The organism is Quadrisphaera sp. INWT6, from assembly GCF_015390235.1.
Taxonomy (GTDB): domain Bacteria; phylum Actinomycetota; class Actinomycetes; order Actinomycetales; family Quadrisphaeraceae; genus Quadrisphaera.
In genome coordinates this window covers 1-13,567 of sequence record NZ_VUOH01000008.1, presented here as the reverse complement: position 1 = coordinate 13,567, position 13,567 = coordinate 1, and the positions used below count along the sequence as shown (strand labels likewise).

Annotated in this window: 16 protein-coding genes and 2 pseudogenes; 10 read left to right on the top strand and 8 right to left on the bottom strand. The window is 73.3% G+C overall.

From position 1 onward, the window contains the following. Window positions 1-28: 28 nt before the first annotated feature. The 6 genes from F1641_RS19480 to F1641_RS19455 all read left to right on the top strand — a co-directional run bounded on the left by F1641_RS19480 (window position 29) and on the right by F1641_RS19455 (window position 6,438). Window positions 29-1,591: an ATP-binding protein gene (locus F1641_RS19480; protein ID WP_206691561.1), complete on the top strand. Its 1,563-nt coding sequence runs from the start codon at window positions 29-31 to the stop codon at window positions 1,589-1,591. After that, window positions 1,588-3,465 carry a type IV secretory system conjugative DNA transfer family protein gene (locus F1641_RS19475; protein WP_206691560.1) on the top strand — a complete coding sequence of 626 codons (1,878 nt, stop codon included), beginning with the start codon at window positions 1,588-1,590 and terminating at the stop codon, window positions 3,463-3,465. Before F1641_RS19480 ends, F1641_RS19475 begins: the two co-directional genes overlap by 4 nt. Further along, window positions 3,453-3,896, top strand: a complete 444-nt coding sequence (locus F1641_RS19470; protein WP_194908320.1) for a DUF4913 domain-containing protein — start codon at window positions 3,453-3,455, stop codon at window positions 3,894-3,896. The genes F1641_RS19475 and F1641_RS19470 overlap by 13 nt, the downstream gene beginning before the upstream one ends. Window positions 3,897-3,942: 46 nt before the next feature. Then, window positions 3,943-5,415 (top strand): hypothetical protein, encoded by a 1,473-nt coding sequence (locus tag F1641_RS19465; RefSeq protein ID WP_194908318.1) that lies wholly within the window; start codon window positions 3,943-3,945, stop codon window positions 5,413-5,415. Between the two features lie 23 nt (window positions 5,416-5,438). After that, on the top strand, window positions 5,439-5,693 hold the full coding sequence (locus F1641_RS19460; RefSeq protein WP_194908317.1) for a hypothetical protein: 255 nt from the start codon (window positions 5,439-5,441) through the stop codon (window positions 5,691-5,693). Between the two features lie 229 nt (window positions 5,694-5,922). Next, window positions 5,923-6,438: a hypothetical protein gene (locus F1641_RS19455; RefSeq protein WP_194908316.1), complete on the top strand. Its 516-nt coding sequence runs from the start codon at window positions 5,923-5,925 to the stop codon at window positions 6,436-6,438. Between the two features lie 99 nt (window positions 6,439-6,537). On the opposite strand, the gene F1641_RS19450 is transcribed toward F1641_RS19455, so the two are convergent. From F1641_RS19450 to F1641_RS19425, 6 genes are all read right to left on the bottom strand, one after another. Then, window positions 6,538-6,996 (bottom strand): hypothetical protein, encoded by a 459-nt coding sequence (locus F1641_RS19450; RefSeq protein WP_194908315.1) that lies wholly within the window; start codon window positions 6,994-6,996, stop codon window positions 6,538-6,540. Further along, window positions 6,993-7,472 carry a hypothetical protein gene (locus F1641_RS19445; RefSeq protein WP_194908314.1) on the bottom strand — a complete coding sequence of 160 codons (480 nt, stop codon included), beginning with the start codon at window positions 7,470-7,472 and terminating at the stop codon, window positions 6,993-6,995. The genes F1641_RS19450 and F1641_RS19445 overlap by 4 nt, the downstream gene beginning before the upstream one ends. 32 nt (window positions 7,473-7,504) lie before the next feature. Next, window positions 7,505-9,034, bottom strand: a complete 1,530-nt coding sequence (locus F1641_RS19440) for a relaxase/mobilization nuclease domain-containing protein (protein ID WP_194908313.1) — start codon at window positions 9,032-9,034, stop codon at window positions 7,505-7,507. Window positions 9,035-9,072: 38 nt separating this feature from the next. Beyond that, window positions 9,073-9,612 (bottom strand): MobC family plasmid mobilization relaxosome protein, encoded by a 540-nt coding sequence (locus tag F1641_RS19435; protein WP_194908312.1) that lies wholly within the window; start codon window positions 9,610-9,612, stop codon window positions 9,073-9,075. A gap of 256 nt (window positions 9,613-9,868) precedes the next feature. Then, window positions 9,869-10,396, bottom strand: coding sequence for a hypothetical protein (locus F1641_RS19430; RefSeq protein WP_194908311.1), 528 nt, complete (start codon window positions 10,394-10,396; stop codon window positions 9,869-9,871). A gap of 113 nt (window positions 10,397-10,509) precedes the next feature. Further along, complete coding sequence (locus F1641_RS19425) at window positions 10,510-10,812, bottom strand: helix-turn-helix domain-containing protein (protein ID WP_194908310.1); 303 nt, start codon at window positions 10,810-10,812, stop codon at window positions 10,510-10,512. Between the two features lie 250 nt (window positions 10,813-11,062). Between F1641_RS19425 and F1641_RS19420 the strand changes: the two genes are divergently transcribed. Together F1641_RS19420 and F1641_RS19415 are read left to right on the top strand one after the other, a co-directional pair. Continuing rightward, the gene (locus F1641_RS19420; RefSeq protein ID WP_194908309.1) at window positions 11,063-11,518 is read left to right on the top strand and encodes a hypothetical protein; all 456 of its coding nucleotides are present in this window, start codon (window positions 11,063-11,065) and stop codon (window positions 11,516-11,518) included. Between the two features lie 2 nt (window positions 11,519-11,520). Beyond that, window positions 11,521-11,844: a hypothetical protein gene (locus F1641_RS19415; protein ID WP_194908307.1), complete on the top strand. Its 324-nt coding sequence runs from the start codon at window positions 11,521-11,523 to the stop codon at window positions 11,842-11,844. A gap of 3 nt (window positions 11,845-11,847) precedes the next feature. On the opposite strand, the pseudogene F1641_RS23600 reads toward F1641_RS19415, so the two are convergent. After that, a pseudogene (locus F1641_RS23600) lies at window positions 11,848-12,348 on the bottom strand (recombinase family protein). Continuing rightward, window positions 12,302-12,631: a hypothetical protein gene (locus tag F1641_RS19405; RefSeq protein ID WP_194908305.1), complete on the bottom strand. Its 330-nt coding sequence runs from the start codon at window positions 12,629-12,631 to the stop codon at window positions 12,302-12,304. The pseudogene F1641_RS23600 and the gene F1641_RS19405 overlap by 47 nt, the downstream one beginning before the upstream one ends. Window positions 12,632-12,806: 175 nt before the next feature. On the opposite strand from F1641_RS19405, the pseudogene F1641_RS24105 reads away from it, so the two are divergent. Together F1641_RS24105 and F1641_RS24100 are read left to right on the top strand one after the other, a co-directional pair. Next, window positions 12,807-12,998, top strand: a pseudogene (locus F1641_RS24105) (site-specific integrase); the annotation flags it as partial. Between the two features lie 24 nt (window positions 12,999-13,022). Then, window positions 13,023-13,567: tyrosine-type recombinase/integrase (locus F1641_RS24100; RefSeq protein ID WP_375541517.1), on the top strand; the 545-nt coding region annotated here is incomplete at its 3' end.

Here is a 13,567-nt window from a genome sequence, read left to right as displayed (position 1 = left end):
CACCGCATCCTCCGCCGCGTCCTCCGCGGTGTCCCAGGCTCCTGCCGCGGCGCCCCGCCCGCGGGCGCGGGGCTGGGCCGGTCCCGGGCGAGGCGGCGTCGCCTACGTCGAGGCCCCCGCGGAGTGGCGCGCCACCACGGTGCAGGCCTGCGGGCTGTGGCCCTTCGCCGCCGGCACCGGCTCACCGATGACGGGGGTGCCGCTGGGCCGCAACCTGGTCTCCGGAGCCACGCTGTGCTGCGACCCGATCTCCTGGTTCCAGCGCGCCAAGCTCATCTCCAACCCCTCCTGCTTCGTGCTGTCCAAGCCGGGCCTGGGCAAGTCCACCGTGGTGCGCCGCATGGCCCTGGGCCTGGCCGGCTACGGCACCATCCCGATGGTCCTGGGCGACCTCAAGCCCGATTACGTCGACCTGGTCGAGGCCCTGGGTGGGCAGGTCATCCGCCTGGGCCGCGGGCGCGGGCACCTCAACGTGCTCGACCCCGGGGAGGCCAACGAGGCCGCCGACCGCCTCACCGGCAGCGCCCGCGCCGCGGTGCTCGCCGACGCCCACGGCCGGCGCACCACGATGGTCTCGGCGCTGCTGACCATCCTGCGCACCTCCCCTCCCACCGACCGGGAGGAGTCGATCCTGGACCGGGCGCTGAAGGTGCTCGACGAGCGCAGCCGCGCCCACGGCCGCACCCCGGTGCTGGCCGACCTGCTGGCCGTCATCCGCGAGGCCCCCGAGGACGTGCGCGCCGTCGCGGTCGACCACGGCCGCATCGAGCGCTACCGCGAGCTGACCGAGCCGCTGGAGGCCTCCCTGCTGGCGCTGCTCGGCTCGGGACGCCTGGGCGAGATCTTCTCCTCCCCCACCAGCCACCCGATGCGCCGCGACCGCCCCGTCGTCTTCGACGTCTCCTCCATCAACGACGCCGAGACCGACCTGCAGGCCGCGGCCCTACTCGCGTGCTGGTCAGCCGGCTTCGGCGCCATCAACATCGCCAACGCCCTGGCCGACGCCGGCCTGGAGCCGCAGCGGCACTACTTCGTCGTCCTGGACGAGCTGTGGCGAGCACTGCGCGCCGGGCGCGGGATGGTCGACCGAGTCGACGCCCTGACCCGGCTGAACCGCCAGGGCGGGGTCGGCCAGGCGATGGTCAGCCACACCATGAGCGACCTCATGAGCCTGCCGACGGCGGAGGACCGGGCCAAGGCGCGCGGGTTCGTGGAGCGCTCGGGCATGGTGATCTGCGGCGGGCTGCCCTCGGCGGAGATGCCGATGCTGCGCTCGGTGGTGGGGTTCACGCGCGCCGAGGAGGACCTGCTGGTCTCCTGGCAGGACCCCCCGGCCTGGGACCCCGACGCCGGCGCTCAGGCCGACCCGCCCGGGCGCGGCAACTTCCTGGTCAAGGTCGGCGGGCGCCCCGGCATCCCCGTCCACGTGGCGCTGACCAGCGTGGAGACCGAGAAGGGCCTGCACGAGACCAACGCCCGCTGGCGCGTGACATCACGCATCGGCGCCCCCCGCGAGCTGGCCCTTCCTCCGACGTCAGCCGCACTGCCCGTCCTGCCGGCGGTCCCGGACGTCCCGGCGCTGCAGCCGTGAGCGGCACCCGCCGCCGCAGCGGAGCCGCTGGCACCGCCGGGTGGGACACCAGCACCGTGCTGCTGTGGACGGCCCTGGTCGTCCTCACCGTCGGCGGGGCCCTGGTGACCGGCGCGGTGCACCTCGGCGCCCGGCTGCAGGCCCGCCTGGACGGGCCCGCGGCCACGCCGGTGGACCTGCCGGCCAACCCCTTCGAGCTGCTCGCCGAGCTGACCACCGGGCGCCAGCCGTGGCCGCCGGCGGCCACCGCGGTCCTGGTGGCCTTGGCGGTGCTGGCCCTGCTCGCCGCGAGCGCCGCGGCCTTGCTGTGGCGTCGTCGCCGCCGCGGCCGCGCGCCGGTGGACCGCGTCGCCCGGTACCTGGGGCGCCTCAGCGCGGTGCGCCACCTGACCGAGGACGGAGCGCGCCGTCGCGCCGAGCGCCTGGGGGTGCAGACCAGCGACTCCACCGAGGCGGTGCCCGCTGGGCTGCCCATCGGGCGCCACGTGCCCAGCGGGCGGCTGCTGGTCTCCTCCTGGGAGGACGTCTGCGTCGACATCTGGGGTCCGCGCACCGGCAAGACCACCTCCCGGGTGGTCCCGGCGATCCTGGCCGCCCCCGGGGCGGTGCTGGCCACCTCTAACAAGCGGGACCTGGTCGACGCCACCCGCGACGTGCGGGCCGCGCGCGGCCGGGTGTGGGTCTTCGACCCCCAGGGCGTGGCCGAGGAGGCCGCCACCTGGTGGTGGGACCCGCTGAGCTACGTCGTCGACGAGGTCAAGGCGGTCACCCTGGCGCGGCTGTTCGCCGCCGCCGGGCGCGACGCGAACGCGCGCACCGACGCCTACTTCGACAACGCGGCCACCTCGCTGCTGGCGAACCTTCTGCTGGCCGCCGCCGTCGCCGGGCGCCCGATCACGCAGGTCTACCTGTGGCTGGCCAACCCCCGCGAGGACGAGCCGGTGGAGATCCTGCGCGCCCACGACCACCCGATGCCCGCGGCCGCGGTCGCCGGGGTCGTGAACGCCCCCGAGAAGCAGCGTGGCGGCATCTACGGCACCGCCCAGGAGATCGTCTCCTTCCTGACCAACCGCGTGGCCACCCGCTGGGTCACCCCCGACGGCGGCAGCGCCGCCAGCGACCGCCGGCCCCGCTTCGACCCGGCTGCCTTCGTGGCCGCCGGGGGCCAGGCCCAGACCCTGTACTCCCTCTCCCGCGAGGGCGAGGGCTCGGCCGGGCCTCTGGTGACCGCGCTGACGGTGGCCGTCACCGAGGCTGCCGAGCGCCTGGCGCGCCGCTCGGCCGGCGGTCGCCTGCCGGTGCCGCTGGTGGGGGTGCTGGACGAGGCCGCCAACGTCTGCCGCTGGCGCGACCTGCCGGACCTCTACAGCCACTACGGCTCCCGCGGCATCGTGCTGATGACCTTCCTGCAGTCCTGGTCGCAGGGCGTGGAGGTCTGGGGCCGCGACGGGATGCGCAAGTTGTGGGGCGCGGCCACGGTGCGCGTCTTCGGCGGCGGGAACACCGACCCCGAGTTCCTGCCCGACATCAGCCAGCTCGTGGGGGAGTACGACGCGCCCACGCCCACCACGTCGACGAGCCGCACGGGGTCCTCGCGCAGCTATTCCACCCGCTCCGAGCGGGTGCTGGACGTCGCCGAGCTCGCCGCGCTGCCGCTGGGCCGGGCGCTGGTCTTCGCCTCGGGGACCCCCGCAGTGCTGGTGCGGACCCTGCCGTGGATGGAGGGTCCGCACGCTGCCGCGGTGCGCGCCTCGCTGGACGCGCACGACCCCACGGGGCGCCTTGAGCCGGCAGAGGTCGAGGAGCTGCGACGCACCTCTCAGGTGGCACCTGAGCCGCCCTCGGCGCGGGCTGCGAACCCATGGCTGACGTGAACCCGAGCGATGTGGAGGAGTGGGACGACGACGCCGGGCGCGATGGGGCCACTGAAGACGTTTCCGCAGCTGGCGCCGCCGGGCAGCCCAGCCTGTACTACCCCCACGTCGGCCAGTTCGTGGCTGACTTCCTGGCTCCGTCCTACCGGCGAACCTTCGACGGTCGCAGCCGCACCTGGTGCCCGGCGTGGTGGCAGCACTCGGAGGCGATCTCCCGGCTGGAGGCGCTGTGGCGGGCGTGGGAGTACCTACGCCGCGAGCCCGCCCTAGGGATGTCCACGTGGTGGCGCGACCACGCCGACCCCCACATGGCGGTGCTGATGTCCGCCGAGGGTCCCTTCCGCCACTGCGACGCCGAGAAGGGCCACTCCGAACGCCTGCAGCCGCTGCCGCTGGAGGACTTCCCCGTCGACTTCTTCAGCGACCAGTGACCACCCCCTGCCCCGCCCCCACCGCCCCTCACCCCTGGAGACCGTCATGTCCTCTCCCGCCGTCCGCCCGCTGACCCTGACCACCCTGCTCGTGGCCACGGCGCTGGCGTGCAGCGCCGTGCCCGCTGCGGCCGCCTCCAGTGAGCAGGAACCAACACCCGCCTCCACCTCGAAGCCGGCTTCTCGACCAGCGGTGACCCCAAGCTCGACGCCTTCGTCGGCAGCGTCGGTCAGCGACCGCCGACGCGATGACGTCGACGAGGGCGGAGAGTCGTCTGGGGAAACTCCCCAGTCGAACGACCTCTCCGACGACGCACGGGAGGCCAGCGCGTCGGCCGCTGATGAGACCCGCGACAGCGGTGCGTGGCTGTCGGGTGCCTCCGGGGAGGGTGCCGCCGACGGGGAACTCGGCGCCTGGCGCGGCGACGACGTCGACATCGTCGGCACCTGGGCCGACCAGGGCGACAACCAGACCGAGCTGTACTCCATCGCCCCCGGGGGAGAAGTCGCCGACTTCGACGGCGCCATCGACATCGCCCCCGGCGGCCTACAGGAGGGGGAGACCTGGGCCGCGGCCGCCGCCGGCGCCTACGAGGACCGCTGGCGTGAGTCGCTGACGCGGATGGCTGACCTGCGCGAGGGGCGCGGGACGACCTACGTGCGGCCCTTCCACGAGTTCAACCTCAGCGGGTGGGACTGGTCGGTCAGCCCCGGTGACGCCGAGGACTTTAAGGCCGCCTGGGCGCGCTACCGCGCCGTCCAGCAGGAAGTCTTCCCCGAGGCCGAGCTCGTCTACGGGGTCAACGTCACCTCCTCGGGTACTGACCTGGACTGGCGCACCACCTGGCCCGGTGAGGGCCAGGCCGACGTGCTGGGGGTGGACACCTACAACGGCTGGCCGACGATCTCCTCGGCGGCCGACTTCAAGGCGCAGCTCGACGCCCGCGGCGACGACGGGATCCCGATCGGGCTGGACGCCTACGCCGAGCAGGCCGAGCAGTGGGGTGTGCCGCTGGCGGTGCCGGAGTGGTCCGGGCGCGCGGAGATGGGCGACGAGCCGGCCTACGTGGAGGGGATGGTCGATTGGTTCGCCGAGAACGCGGGTGACGGACCGGGGCAGCTGGAGTACGAGGTGCTCTTCAACGCTCCGCAGGACGACGGCAACTTCCAGCTGTTCTCCGACGACAGCCGCCTGCCGGCCTCGGGTGAGGCCTACGTCGAGGCCACCGAGGAGACCGCCGAGCAGCGCCAGAGCGCTCCTGAGGAGATCGAGGCCGGTTCCGCCCGGACGTTTGACGCGCCGGAAGACCGCCCAACGTCTACAACCGATCCATCCAGGCCAACCGACTCAACCGACTCATTCGACTCAACGGAACTGCGGCCCGCCACCAGGACCGATGCTGATGCTGACGACGGGGATGGGAGTGCGGATACCTCGGCGGGGGCCGTCACTCGGGAGGAGTTCAACCGACTCGCGCAGCGCCTGGACGCCCTGCTGGACCGCCTCGAGCAGGGCTAACCCGGGCGACCTAAGATCCGCCGGTGCCGATCGACCCGCGCGTGAGGCTCGTCAGCACGGCCTCGTGGCAGGAGACAGCGGACGCCGTCGCCGCCCACGAGCGGATGCCGTGCCTGGTGCGCGCCGTCTTCGCAGACGGCTCCGAGGCCGAGGTGGAAGCCACGGCGAGCGCCTGGTCCCCGCGTGCGGTGCTGGTCTACTTCCCCCACCCCGACCGCCACGGGCCGGCCTACCGGGTGTGGGTGCCGGTAGATCATGTCCGTCGGCTGCCGGAGTAGCCGCAGCGTCCCATGACCACCCGCGCCAAGGGCGCCACTCCCGGGAACCAGTACCTCGACCTCGACTCCGGGCAGGTCTAGTCGGTCAGCTGAGCACCCGACCGGGTGGGACCGATCCGCACCGGCTTGCCCCAGGGCGACCCACCAGCTGTACTCATCAGCGTCCCACACACGGTGGGGCGTGTCCCCGCTCAGCGAGCGGGGCGAGCACGAGAGCAGGTGAGCGCCCATGCGCGCGTACTTCCGGATCCACATGGACAACGTCGAGGCGGCCACCGCCGAGACCGCCACCCACTTCCTGGACGTCGAGGCGGTCGACGGCGAGCCGCTGAGCGGTGAGTTCACCGCCATGCCGGACGTCTCCCCGTTCTACGACGTCGTGGTGGTCAGCCTCGCGGACCACGACGTGCACTCCATGAGCGGCCAGCAGATCGACGAGGCCATGCGCAAGCAGTGGCGCGCCGTGCAGCCGGTCGACATCGTCGCCGGCCGAGTCACCGAGGACGGCGTCTCCGCCATCTACCGTGCCCGCTGGATCGACAAGGTCACCTTCGGTCGTGTCGACGGGCACATGCGCGCGGAGTACACCCTCATCCCGCACAAGCCGGTGATCAACGAGCTGGCCGGCCGCAAGGTCATCGGTGGTCGCGCCGCCGTGCAGTACTACAGGTGGTGGCCCGCTTCGGGCGTGCTCAGGAAGGTGACCCGCCAGCGCAACGGCGTGGTGCTCGGCCAGGCCGTGTAGCCCCCGGGGGAGCGCTTCACTTCCGACAGCCCCTGCTCTCCGGCGGGGGCTGTCGGCGTCTGCGGGGGAGTCACTCTGTGATCATGCGCTCCGGCGGGCTCAGCGCTCGGGTGCCTGGTGCGTGCGTACCGGGGCGGTCGAGGCGCTGCGAGGGGTGACGGACTCAGGGGAGGGCGATGCCAGGGTCGTGATGGCCGTCGCCGGACGCGCCTGGGCGGTGTCGGCGATCGCTCGGGCAGCCGCCGCCTCCGGTCCGGCGCTGGGCGACAGGCGCGTCTGCAGGGCCTCCCGGCGCACACGGCTGTCGTAGGCGCCGACCTCCGCGAAGGCTCGCTCAGCGCGCTCCAGGCGGTCCCCCGCTGAGACCAGCGCCACCGCCCGTTCGGCGGCCAGACGCCGCTGTGCGTCCTCTGCGGCCCGGGTGGCGTCGGCAGCCGCGGCCAATCTGGTCCGCTCCTGCATCCGTACCGCGGTCTCCACGGCTTGCGCCGCGAGGGTCACACCCAGCTGCGCCCCGCCGCGCATCGCCTCGGCGACGCCGTCACTGTCCTGGCTCATCTGCTCGCCTCCACGATCATCTGCGCTTCTCGGTAGTCCAGTCGGCGCGGACTCATGACCAGGGCTTGAGCGAGTGCTTCAACGGCCGCCCAGTCCCGCGCCAGGGTGTTCGCCATGCCGTCGACGGCGAGCTCGACAGGCATCCCGAGTCTGACGAGCATGTCCCGTCCGTCATCGACCTCGCGGTGGCTTCCGGCGTCCGCGGACGACACTGCGAAGGCCGCTGCCCAAGCGGCGTCCTCGGGCGCCTCCCCGATGTCCACGGAGCGGAAGGCCTCCTCGGCGAGCGGCCCCGACAGCGTGATTGCGGCGGAGTCGGCGATCAGCATGGACCGGGGGCGATGCACCGCCACGAAGCCGGTCGTTCCGGGCGTGCGGGGGTGCAGGGTGATGTACCGGAAGCTGTAGCCGAGGTTCAAGTAGGCGATGGCGTGCCCAGCCTCGTGGTGAGCGGTGAGCAACCTCCGCTCGTCCACTCCAGCAGGCTGCAGTGACCTCGTGGTCGAACTCATCGCTCGGCTCCTCCGTCCGCCGATGCGCCTGAGCGCCGTCGTGCCGCAACGGTCTCGGTCGTCGGCGCCAGCGGCAGTGGTGCGGGCAGGGGGGAGCCCAGGGCGCGCGGCCGCACCGTCTCGGCCTGGACCTGGGCGGTGGTGGCCGGCGTCATGGTGTCCGTCGGCGAACGCAGCGCCTCGAGCTGCGCACGCATCGCCGTGGCGATCAGCTCAGCGCGGTGAGCCTCCCCGGACGCCATGTGGGCGTCGTGCAGCGCCCGCACGGTGTTGCGCAACTGACGCACCAGCACTGCCTGCCCGACGGGTCCGTCTCCACCCTCGGCGGCCGCAGCGAGCACCATCGCCGCACCGCGAGCCCACGAAGGACTGAGGCCGGCGAGCAGGGCGTCCTGGACGCGGTGGGCGCGGACCTGGGCGCTTGAGGCCAACGCCGCGGCGGTCTCGGCCAGCGGCCCGGGCACCTGCTCCACCCGCAGGGACCACGCCGCGAACGCCCCGGAGGTCTGCCTCGCGACGTGCGCCCAGGTGGCGACGTCATCGACGGGTACCGCGCGCAGGTGCTCGCGCATCGCGGCGACCTCGCGGGCGCACTGCTCCCACAGCGCGGGGTCAACCTCGGTCGACTCCCGCCCGGAGGACCGCGCCGGAGTGCCGCGCCCGGCGGCCTTCCACTCCGCGGCTGCAGCGCTGGCGTGCTCGGGAGAGTCCGGCCACTCGGTGCGCAGCCGCGGCATGGTCAGGTCCCTAGCCAGATGCCCACCGCCGTAGAAGACCGGTGCGGCATCAGGCCGAACCGAGGAGGGACGTAGCGCCACGGAGTACCCGGCGACGACGTCGTCGCGCCCGGCCGCGAAGCGGGGGCGGGCGAGCAGCCCGGAGCGACGGAGACGGCGGACAAACTCAGCCTCGTCGGCGGAGGCAGCCGCACTGGCTCGCACGGTCCGCTCCAGGGTGAGCCGGGCTGGTTCGGCGGCGCCATTGCGCTGGGCGATCTCCCGCTCGCCGGGCTTGATGCCGCGGTCTCCGCGCCCGGCGCTGCGCGACTCCAGCACCTGCAGCCCGTGGCGGCGCTCGAGCTGGCCGGCGCGCTCCTGGGCGCGGGGGCGGTCGTTCCAGACGGAGGCGCAGGTGCCGTCCTCACGGACCAGGGACACGGCCAAGTGGATGTGGTCGTTCCCGGCCTTGGACAGACCGTGGTGGACCGCTACCCAGCGGCAGGCCGCGCGGTCGGGGCCCTCGGAGAAGCCCATGCCGTCGACGAACTCCTCGGCGATCGCCGCCCACCGCTCGTCCGGCAGGCGGCCCTCTTCGGCCTTGAGGCTCAAGGAGCAGTGCCACACCGACCCGCTTGGTACTTCAACGGCGTAGGCGCGGCGGGCGTGGTCAAGATTGCGGGCGATCTTCAGTGCGGTGGCGCGGTCCAGGACGTCGTCACCGTGGAAGGCCATGATCGAGGAGTCGCCGGCGACGAGGTGTGGGTCGGTGTGCTCGTTGGCGCGGCCGGCTCCGGCCAGGTAGGTCATCAGCCCGCTCATCCGTTGTCCGCGGGTGATGTTGGGCATCACGGGTGGTCGCCGCCCGCCCAGTCGTCGCCGTCGTCGTCGGCGAGATCGTTGAGGTCCACCGCGGGGGTGCGTGATGTCACGCGGGGCCGGGTGAGGGCGAGGTCGTCGATGGTCTCGTCGATGCGCAGGACGGTGCGGTGCACGGCGCCGAGAGCGGCCACTGCGTCGCCGGGGAACTCGGAGGTGGCGTTGGCGTGGCGGGCGATCTGGTTGACGTTGTTGCTCACCGCTGCGAGTAGCCGCCGGACGGCGAAAAGCTCGGCGATGGCTTCCTGGCGGGCGGCCGGCGTGGTGCCGGTGGGGGAGAGGGCGGACTCGACCATCAGCCGGGGGACGCTCACGCCCTGGGCGGTGGCGAGCTGGGTGAGCTGCTCGGCTTCGGCGTCGGTGACCTTGACCCGGTGGCTGCGGGTGCGGCCGCCGGCCTGGTTGGGCTGGCGTCGTGTGGCGTTGCGTCGGGCTCGCTGGGGCGCGGCACTCAGGCCCTCGACGTGGGGAACTTCCCCACGTCCGTCCGGCGGTGGCGGCTCGCTCATCGTGGTCTCCCTCGGCCCAGCGCAGCGACCCTGCGCAGCAGGGACGGCACCCAGTGTGGCGGGCGGCTCGGACAACGTCGAGGCCGCCCGCCACACTGGGTGCCCTAACTCCATAGCTTGCTGCTCTGTCCCTGCTCTGTCCGCCCCGACCCGAAACAGGTGAGCGCCGCGGCCGGTGGGCCGACGACGGCCGTCCGGGAGCAGCAGCCAGCCCACCACGGGCCCTGACCACGCTGGCGGTCTGGACCCGACCGGCTCAGACGGCGACGCGCCTGGCCCAACGCTCGTTAGCGGACTGCCGCGTCATCCCCGTCGCCCGCCCGACGTCGCCCCACGAGGCCCCAGCCGCGCGCATCGCGGCGACCGCCTCGTCGAGCACCTGCCCGGCGCGGACGTGCTCGCGGTGCGCCCGGGAGACCGCGGCGGCCAGGTCCAGGGGAGCCACGTGCGCCTCCCACTGCGGGTAGATCAGTTCTTCCTCGAGGTCCTCGGGCAGCCACCCGTCCTTGCTGTAGGCGGTGCGTGCGCCCGGCCCTGCGGCGGCCGCCGCTTCCGGCGTGCCCGCTCGGGTGACGGCCTCACCGCGCCAGCTGCACTCGCACGCCGGCACCCAGCCGACGACCGCCTCAGAGGGGCGCCAGGTGCGCTGCTCCCACTGGAAGGAGCCGTCGGGTGCCCAGCTCGCCTCGAACCCGTGGTTCACGTAGGAGCTGGCCACCCAGCCGTCGGCGAACAGCTTCCCGGCCCAGCCCTCGTGCGTGCCGTCGTCGGTCGTCCAACCCACAGTCGCCCCCTCTCAGGTGACAGGACTCCCTGTCACTAACTGAGAGTGATGGCGACAGGGATTCCTGTCAAGCGTGGCGGGCCGCTCGACCATCCCGACGTGGGCTTTGAGGCCTAGCGCCACTCCTCCGGACGCTGGTCCCGAGATGGCCGGCGCGGGCGGCGCGGAGGAGGGCGCCCCCACGCCTGGGCGGCCCGCTCGGCCTGGGTCAGCTCCCGCGCCGGCTGGGTCGGCGCCTGCCGGGTGGCCGCCTGCAGGATGTGGCGGACCTGCTCCTCGGTGAAGAGGACCCGCCCGGCCAGCTTCACCGAGGGAAAGCGAGCGGGGTCGGAGGCAGCGGCCTCCATGAGCCAGCGGCGCTTGACCCCGAGGGCCGCGGCGACCTCGTCGGGGGTGTACGTCACGGGCAGGGGCATCACCGCCATCGTGCGCCAGAGCCTCCTTGGTCATCCCTGGCGCGGCACCCGGGGCGCGTCCCGACGACGCGCCGCGCGCCGCCGCGGCGGTGGTCCCTCACCGAAGGACGGCCCTGGAGGCGGGGGGGGGTGGGCGGTGGCCGGGCGCCGTCCGCGGCCCGCGGCGCCTGCCCGCAGAGGCCGGCGGTCACGAAGGCGGCCCCGGCGCTTCGCGCACAGAACCCCTCCCAGCCCTCGCTAGCGTGACCGCGTGCTCGCGTCCGTCCTGCTCGACCTCGCGAGCGCCGTCCCCACCCCGAGCCCGAGCGCGACGGCGTCCGTGGCCGCCACCACCGGGCAGCGCGGCTTCTTCGACGCCGGCATCGGCCGCTTCCTGGTCTCCCCCGGCCTGGGTGGCCTGGCGGCGTTCCTGGGCGGCCTGCTGGCCTACGCGGCCGCCTCTCGAAAGTCCCAGGACGACCGGGAGAAGGCGCGGCAAGACCGGTGGTGGGAGACCGTCACGTGGGTCTACGACCGGGCGCTGGCCACCGAAGGTGGTGGCGCCATGCCGGGGGACTTGGCGCTCGGCCTGCTTGAGCAGCTCTTCGATGAGGCGCAGACTGACCTGGAGGTCGCTACCGTCGCTGGCCTGCTGGTCATCTTCGATCCGCAGTCCGTGGCCGAGAACGGTGACCTGGACGCGCTGAGCAGCGAGCAGGAGGGCTGATCGTGGCAAGGACCAACAGCCGCAGCATCGCCGGCGGCAAGAGCGTCACGCGCAGTGTCGTAACCGGCAAGAGGGTCACCGGCGGCACGGGCGACAGCAAGACGACGCGCCCCTTCACCGGTAGCGCCAGCACGGGCCGCTCGGCCAGCACGGGCCGCTTCGTCTCGGGCTCCTTCGCGCGCGGCACCAAGGTGCCCCCGGTGACCGACGTCGACGTGGTGGGCGCGGTGCGCCTCACCACCCCCCAGCAGGTCGACCGCCTGGGCAAGCTCAAGCAGCGCATCGACGCCGAGATGAAGCACCGCGGGATGCGCGACTCCGCCTGAGCCTCAGCTCGTGCGCGGGGGCGCCTGCTCGACGCCCTGCCCCAGGTGGCGGTAGATCGTCGCCCGCCCCCACCCCGATGACCTCGGCGATCTCGCTGACCGACCTGCCCTGGTCGCGCATGGCCCTCGCCTGCCGCGGCTTCGCTGGCGTCATCGCCAGCGGCCGGCCACCGACGCGGCCGCGAGCGCGAACGGCCGCCAGGCCGGCCATCGTCCGCTCCCGAATGAGCTCGCGCTCGAACTCGGCCAGCGCGCCGAAGACCAGGCGCCCACCGGGGTGGTGGTGTCGATGGACTCGCGCAGGGAGCGGAAGCCCACCCCGCGCTGCTCGAGCTGCTCGACGGTCTCGATGAGGTGGCGCAGGGAGCGGCCCAGGCGGTCCAGGCGCCAGACGACGAGGGTGTCCCCCGGGTGCAGGTGGTCCAGCGCGGAGGAAAGGGCCGTGGGCCTTGCAGCATCACCGCCGCCGCCGCAGCCAGGCGACGCCGTCGACGTCGACCTCATCGTCACCGAGGGCCAACCCTACTGGCCTCAAGAGCAGCAGGCTCGCGCAGACAACGCCTGTGTCGGTCCCCTGCGCAACGACGCCGACCTGTGGCTGACCGGCACCGTCTACAGGCGCACCGTGGGCCTGTACCCGACCCACGAGCGCGCCCTCGGACCGCACCCGTCGGGCCGGGCAGACGAAATGCGCGGCGTAGGAGCCGCCGTCGATCCCGACGGCCTCTTGTGGATCGTCGAGCAGCGCCTGTCCCGCTCCGGGATGGCAGCAGTACGTGGTGACCACGGACCTGTGCACAAAGGCGAGGGCTCGTGAGCGACCTCGAGCTCCCGGCTCTCTCCTCGGCGGCGGTCTTCGTCGAGCGGGCCGCGCCGCTGGACCGCCTACCTGGAACCGACAGCGATGATTCCTTCGTGCGCCTGGTCGCGGCCTTCCTCCTACCCACCCGGCCAACACCGCCGCCGCCTACCGCGCCGACCTCACAGCCTGGGCGCGCTGGTGCACCCATCTCAGGGTGCACCCCCTCGCCGCTGAGCGGCACCACGTCGACGCCTGGGTACGCCACCTGTCTACTCAGCCCCAGCCCGCGACCGGACGTCCCGCGGCCGCCTCCACCATCGCTCGACGACTGTCCGCACTGTCAGGGTTCTACGACTACGGCATCCACTCCGCCTCGGTGCTGACCCACTCCCCCGTCGCCTCGGTGCGCCGTCCCCGCGTCAGCGACGAGTCGGCCGCGATCGGGCTGACCGCCGACCAGATGCGCGCCCACCTGGTCGTCGCGGCACAGCACTCCCCCCGGTCCAACGCGCTGGTGTGCGTCCTGACCTTCTGCGGGCTGCGGATCTCCGAGGCCCTGGGGGCAGACGTGCGTGACTACAGCCACGACCACGGCCACCGCGTCCTGCGCATCACCCGCAAAGGCGGCAAGGCAGCCCGCGTGCCCCTGGCCCCACCAGTGGTACGCGCCCTGGACACCTACCTCGGCACCGGCAGCATCGACGAGCGCACAGCAGTCCGATCTTCCTGGCCACCCCTCGGAGCCTTGAGGCCATTGACCAGGCTCAACCTCCGGCCCGCCGGTCCTACTCCACGGCCTATGAGCAGATGCTGCGCCTGTGCCGGCGCGCACACCTGCCCGCCGGGGTTAGTCCCCACAGCCTTCGCCACTCCTACGCCACCGAGGCCCTGCGCCTGGGCGCAGCACTGCAGGACGTCCAG

What these genes read in the sequence shown, in the direction of transcription:
- F1641_RS19470 (WP_194908320.1), top strand. Translation starts at nt 3,453, where the DNA reads ATGGCTGACGTGAACCCGAGCGATGTGGAGGAGTGGGACGACGACGCC.
- F1641_RS19465 (WP_194908318.1), top strand. Translation starts at nt 3,943, where the DNA reads ATGTCCTCTCCCGCCGTCCGCCCGCTGACCCTGACCACCCTGCTCGTG.
- F1641_RS19455 (WP_194908316.1), top strand. Translation starts at nt 5,923, where the DNA reads ATGCGCGCGTACTTCCGGATCCACATGGACAACGTCGAGGCGGCCACC.
- F1641_RS19450 (WP_194908315.1), bottom strand. Translation starts at nt 6,996, where the DNA reads ATGAGCCAGGACAGTGACGGCGTCGCCGAGGCGATGCGCGGCGGGGCG.
- F1641_RS19440 (WP_194908313.1), bottom strand. Translation starts at nt 9,034, where the DNA reads ATGACCTACCTGGCCGGAGCCGGCCGCGCCAACGAGCACACCGACCCA.
- F1641_RS19435 (WP_194908312.1), bottom strand. Translation starts at nt 9,612, where the DNA reads ATGAGCGAGCCGCCACCGCCGGACGGACGTGGGGAAGTTCCCCACGTC.
- F1641_RS19425 (WP_194908310.1), bottom strand. Translation starts at nt 10,812, where the DNA reads ATGCCCCTGCCCGTGACGTACACCCCCGACGAGGTCGCCGCGGCCCTC.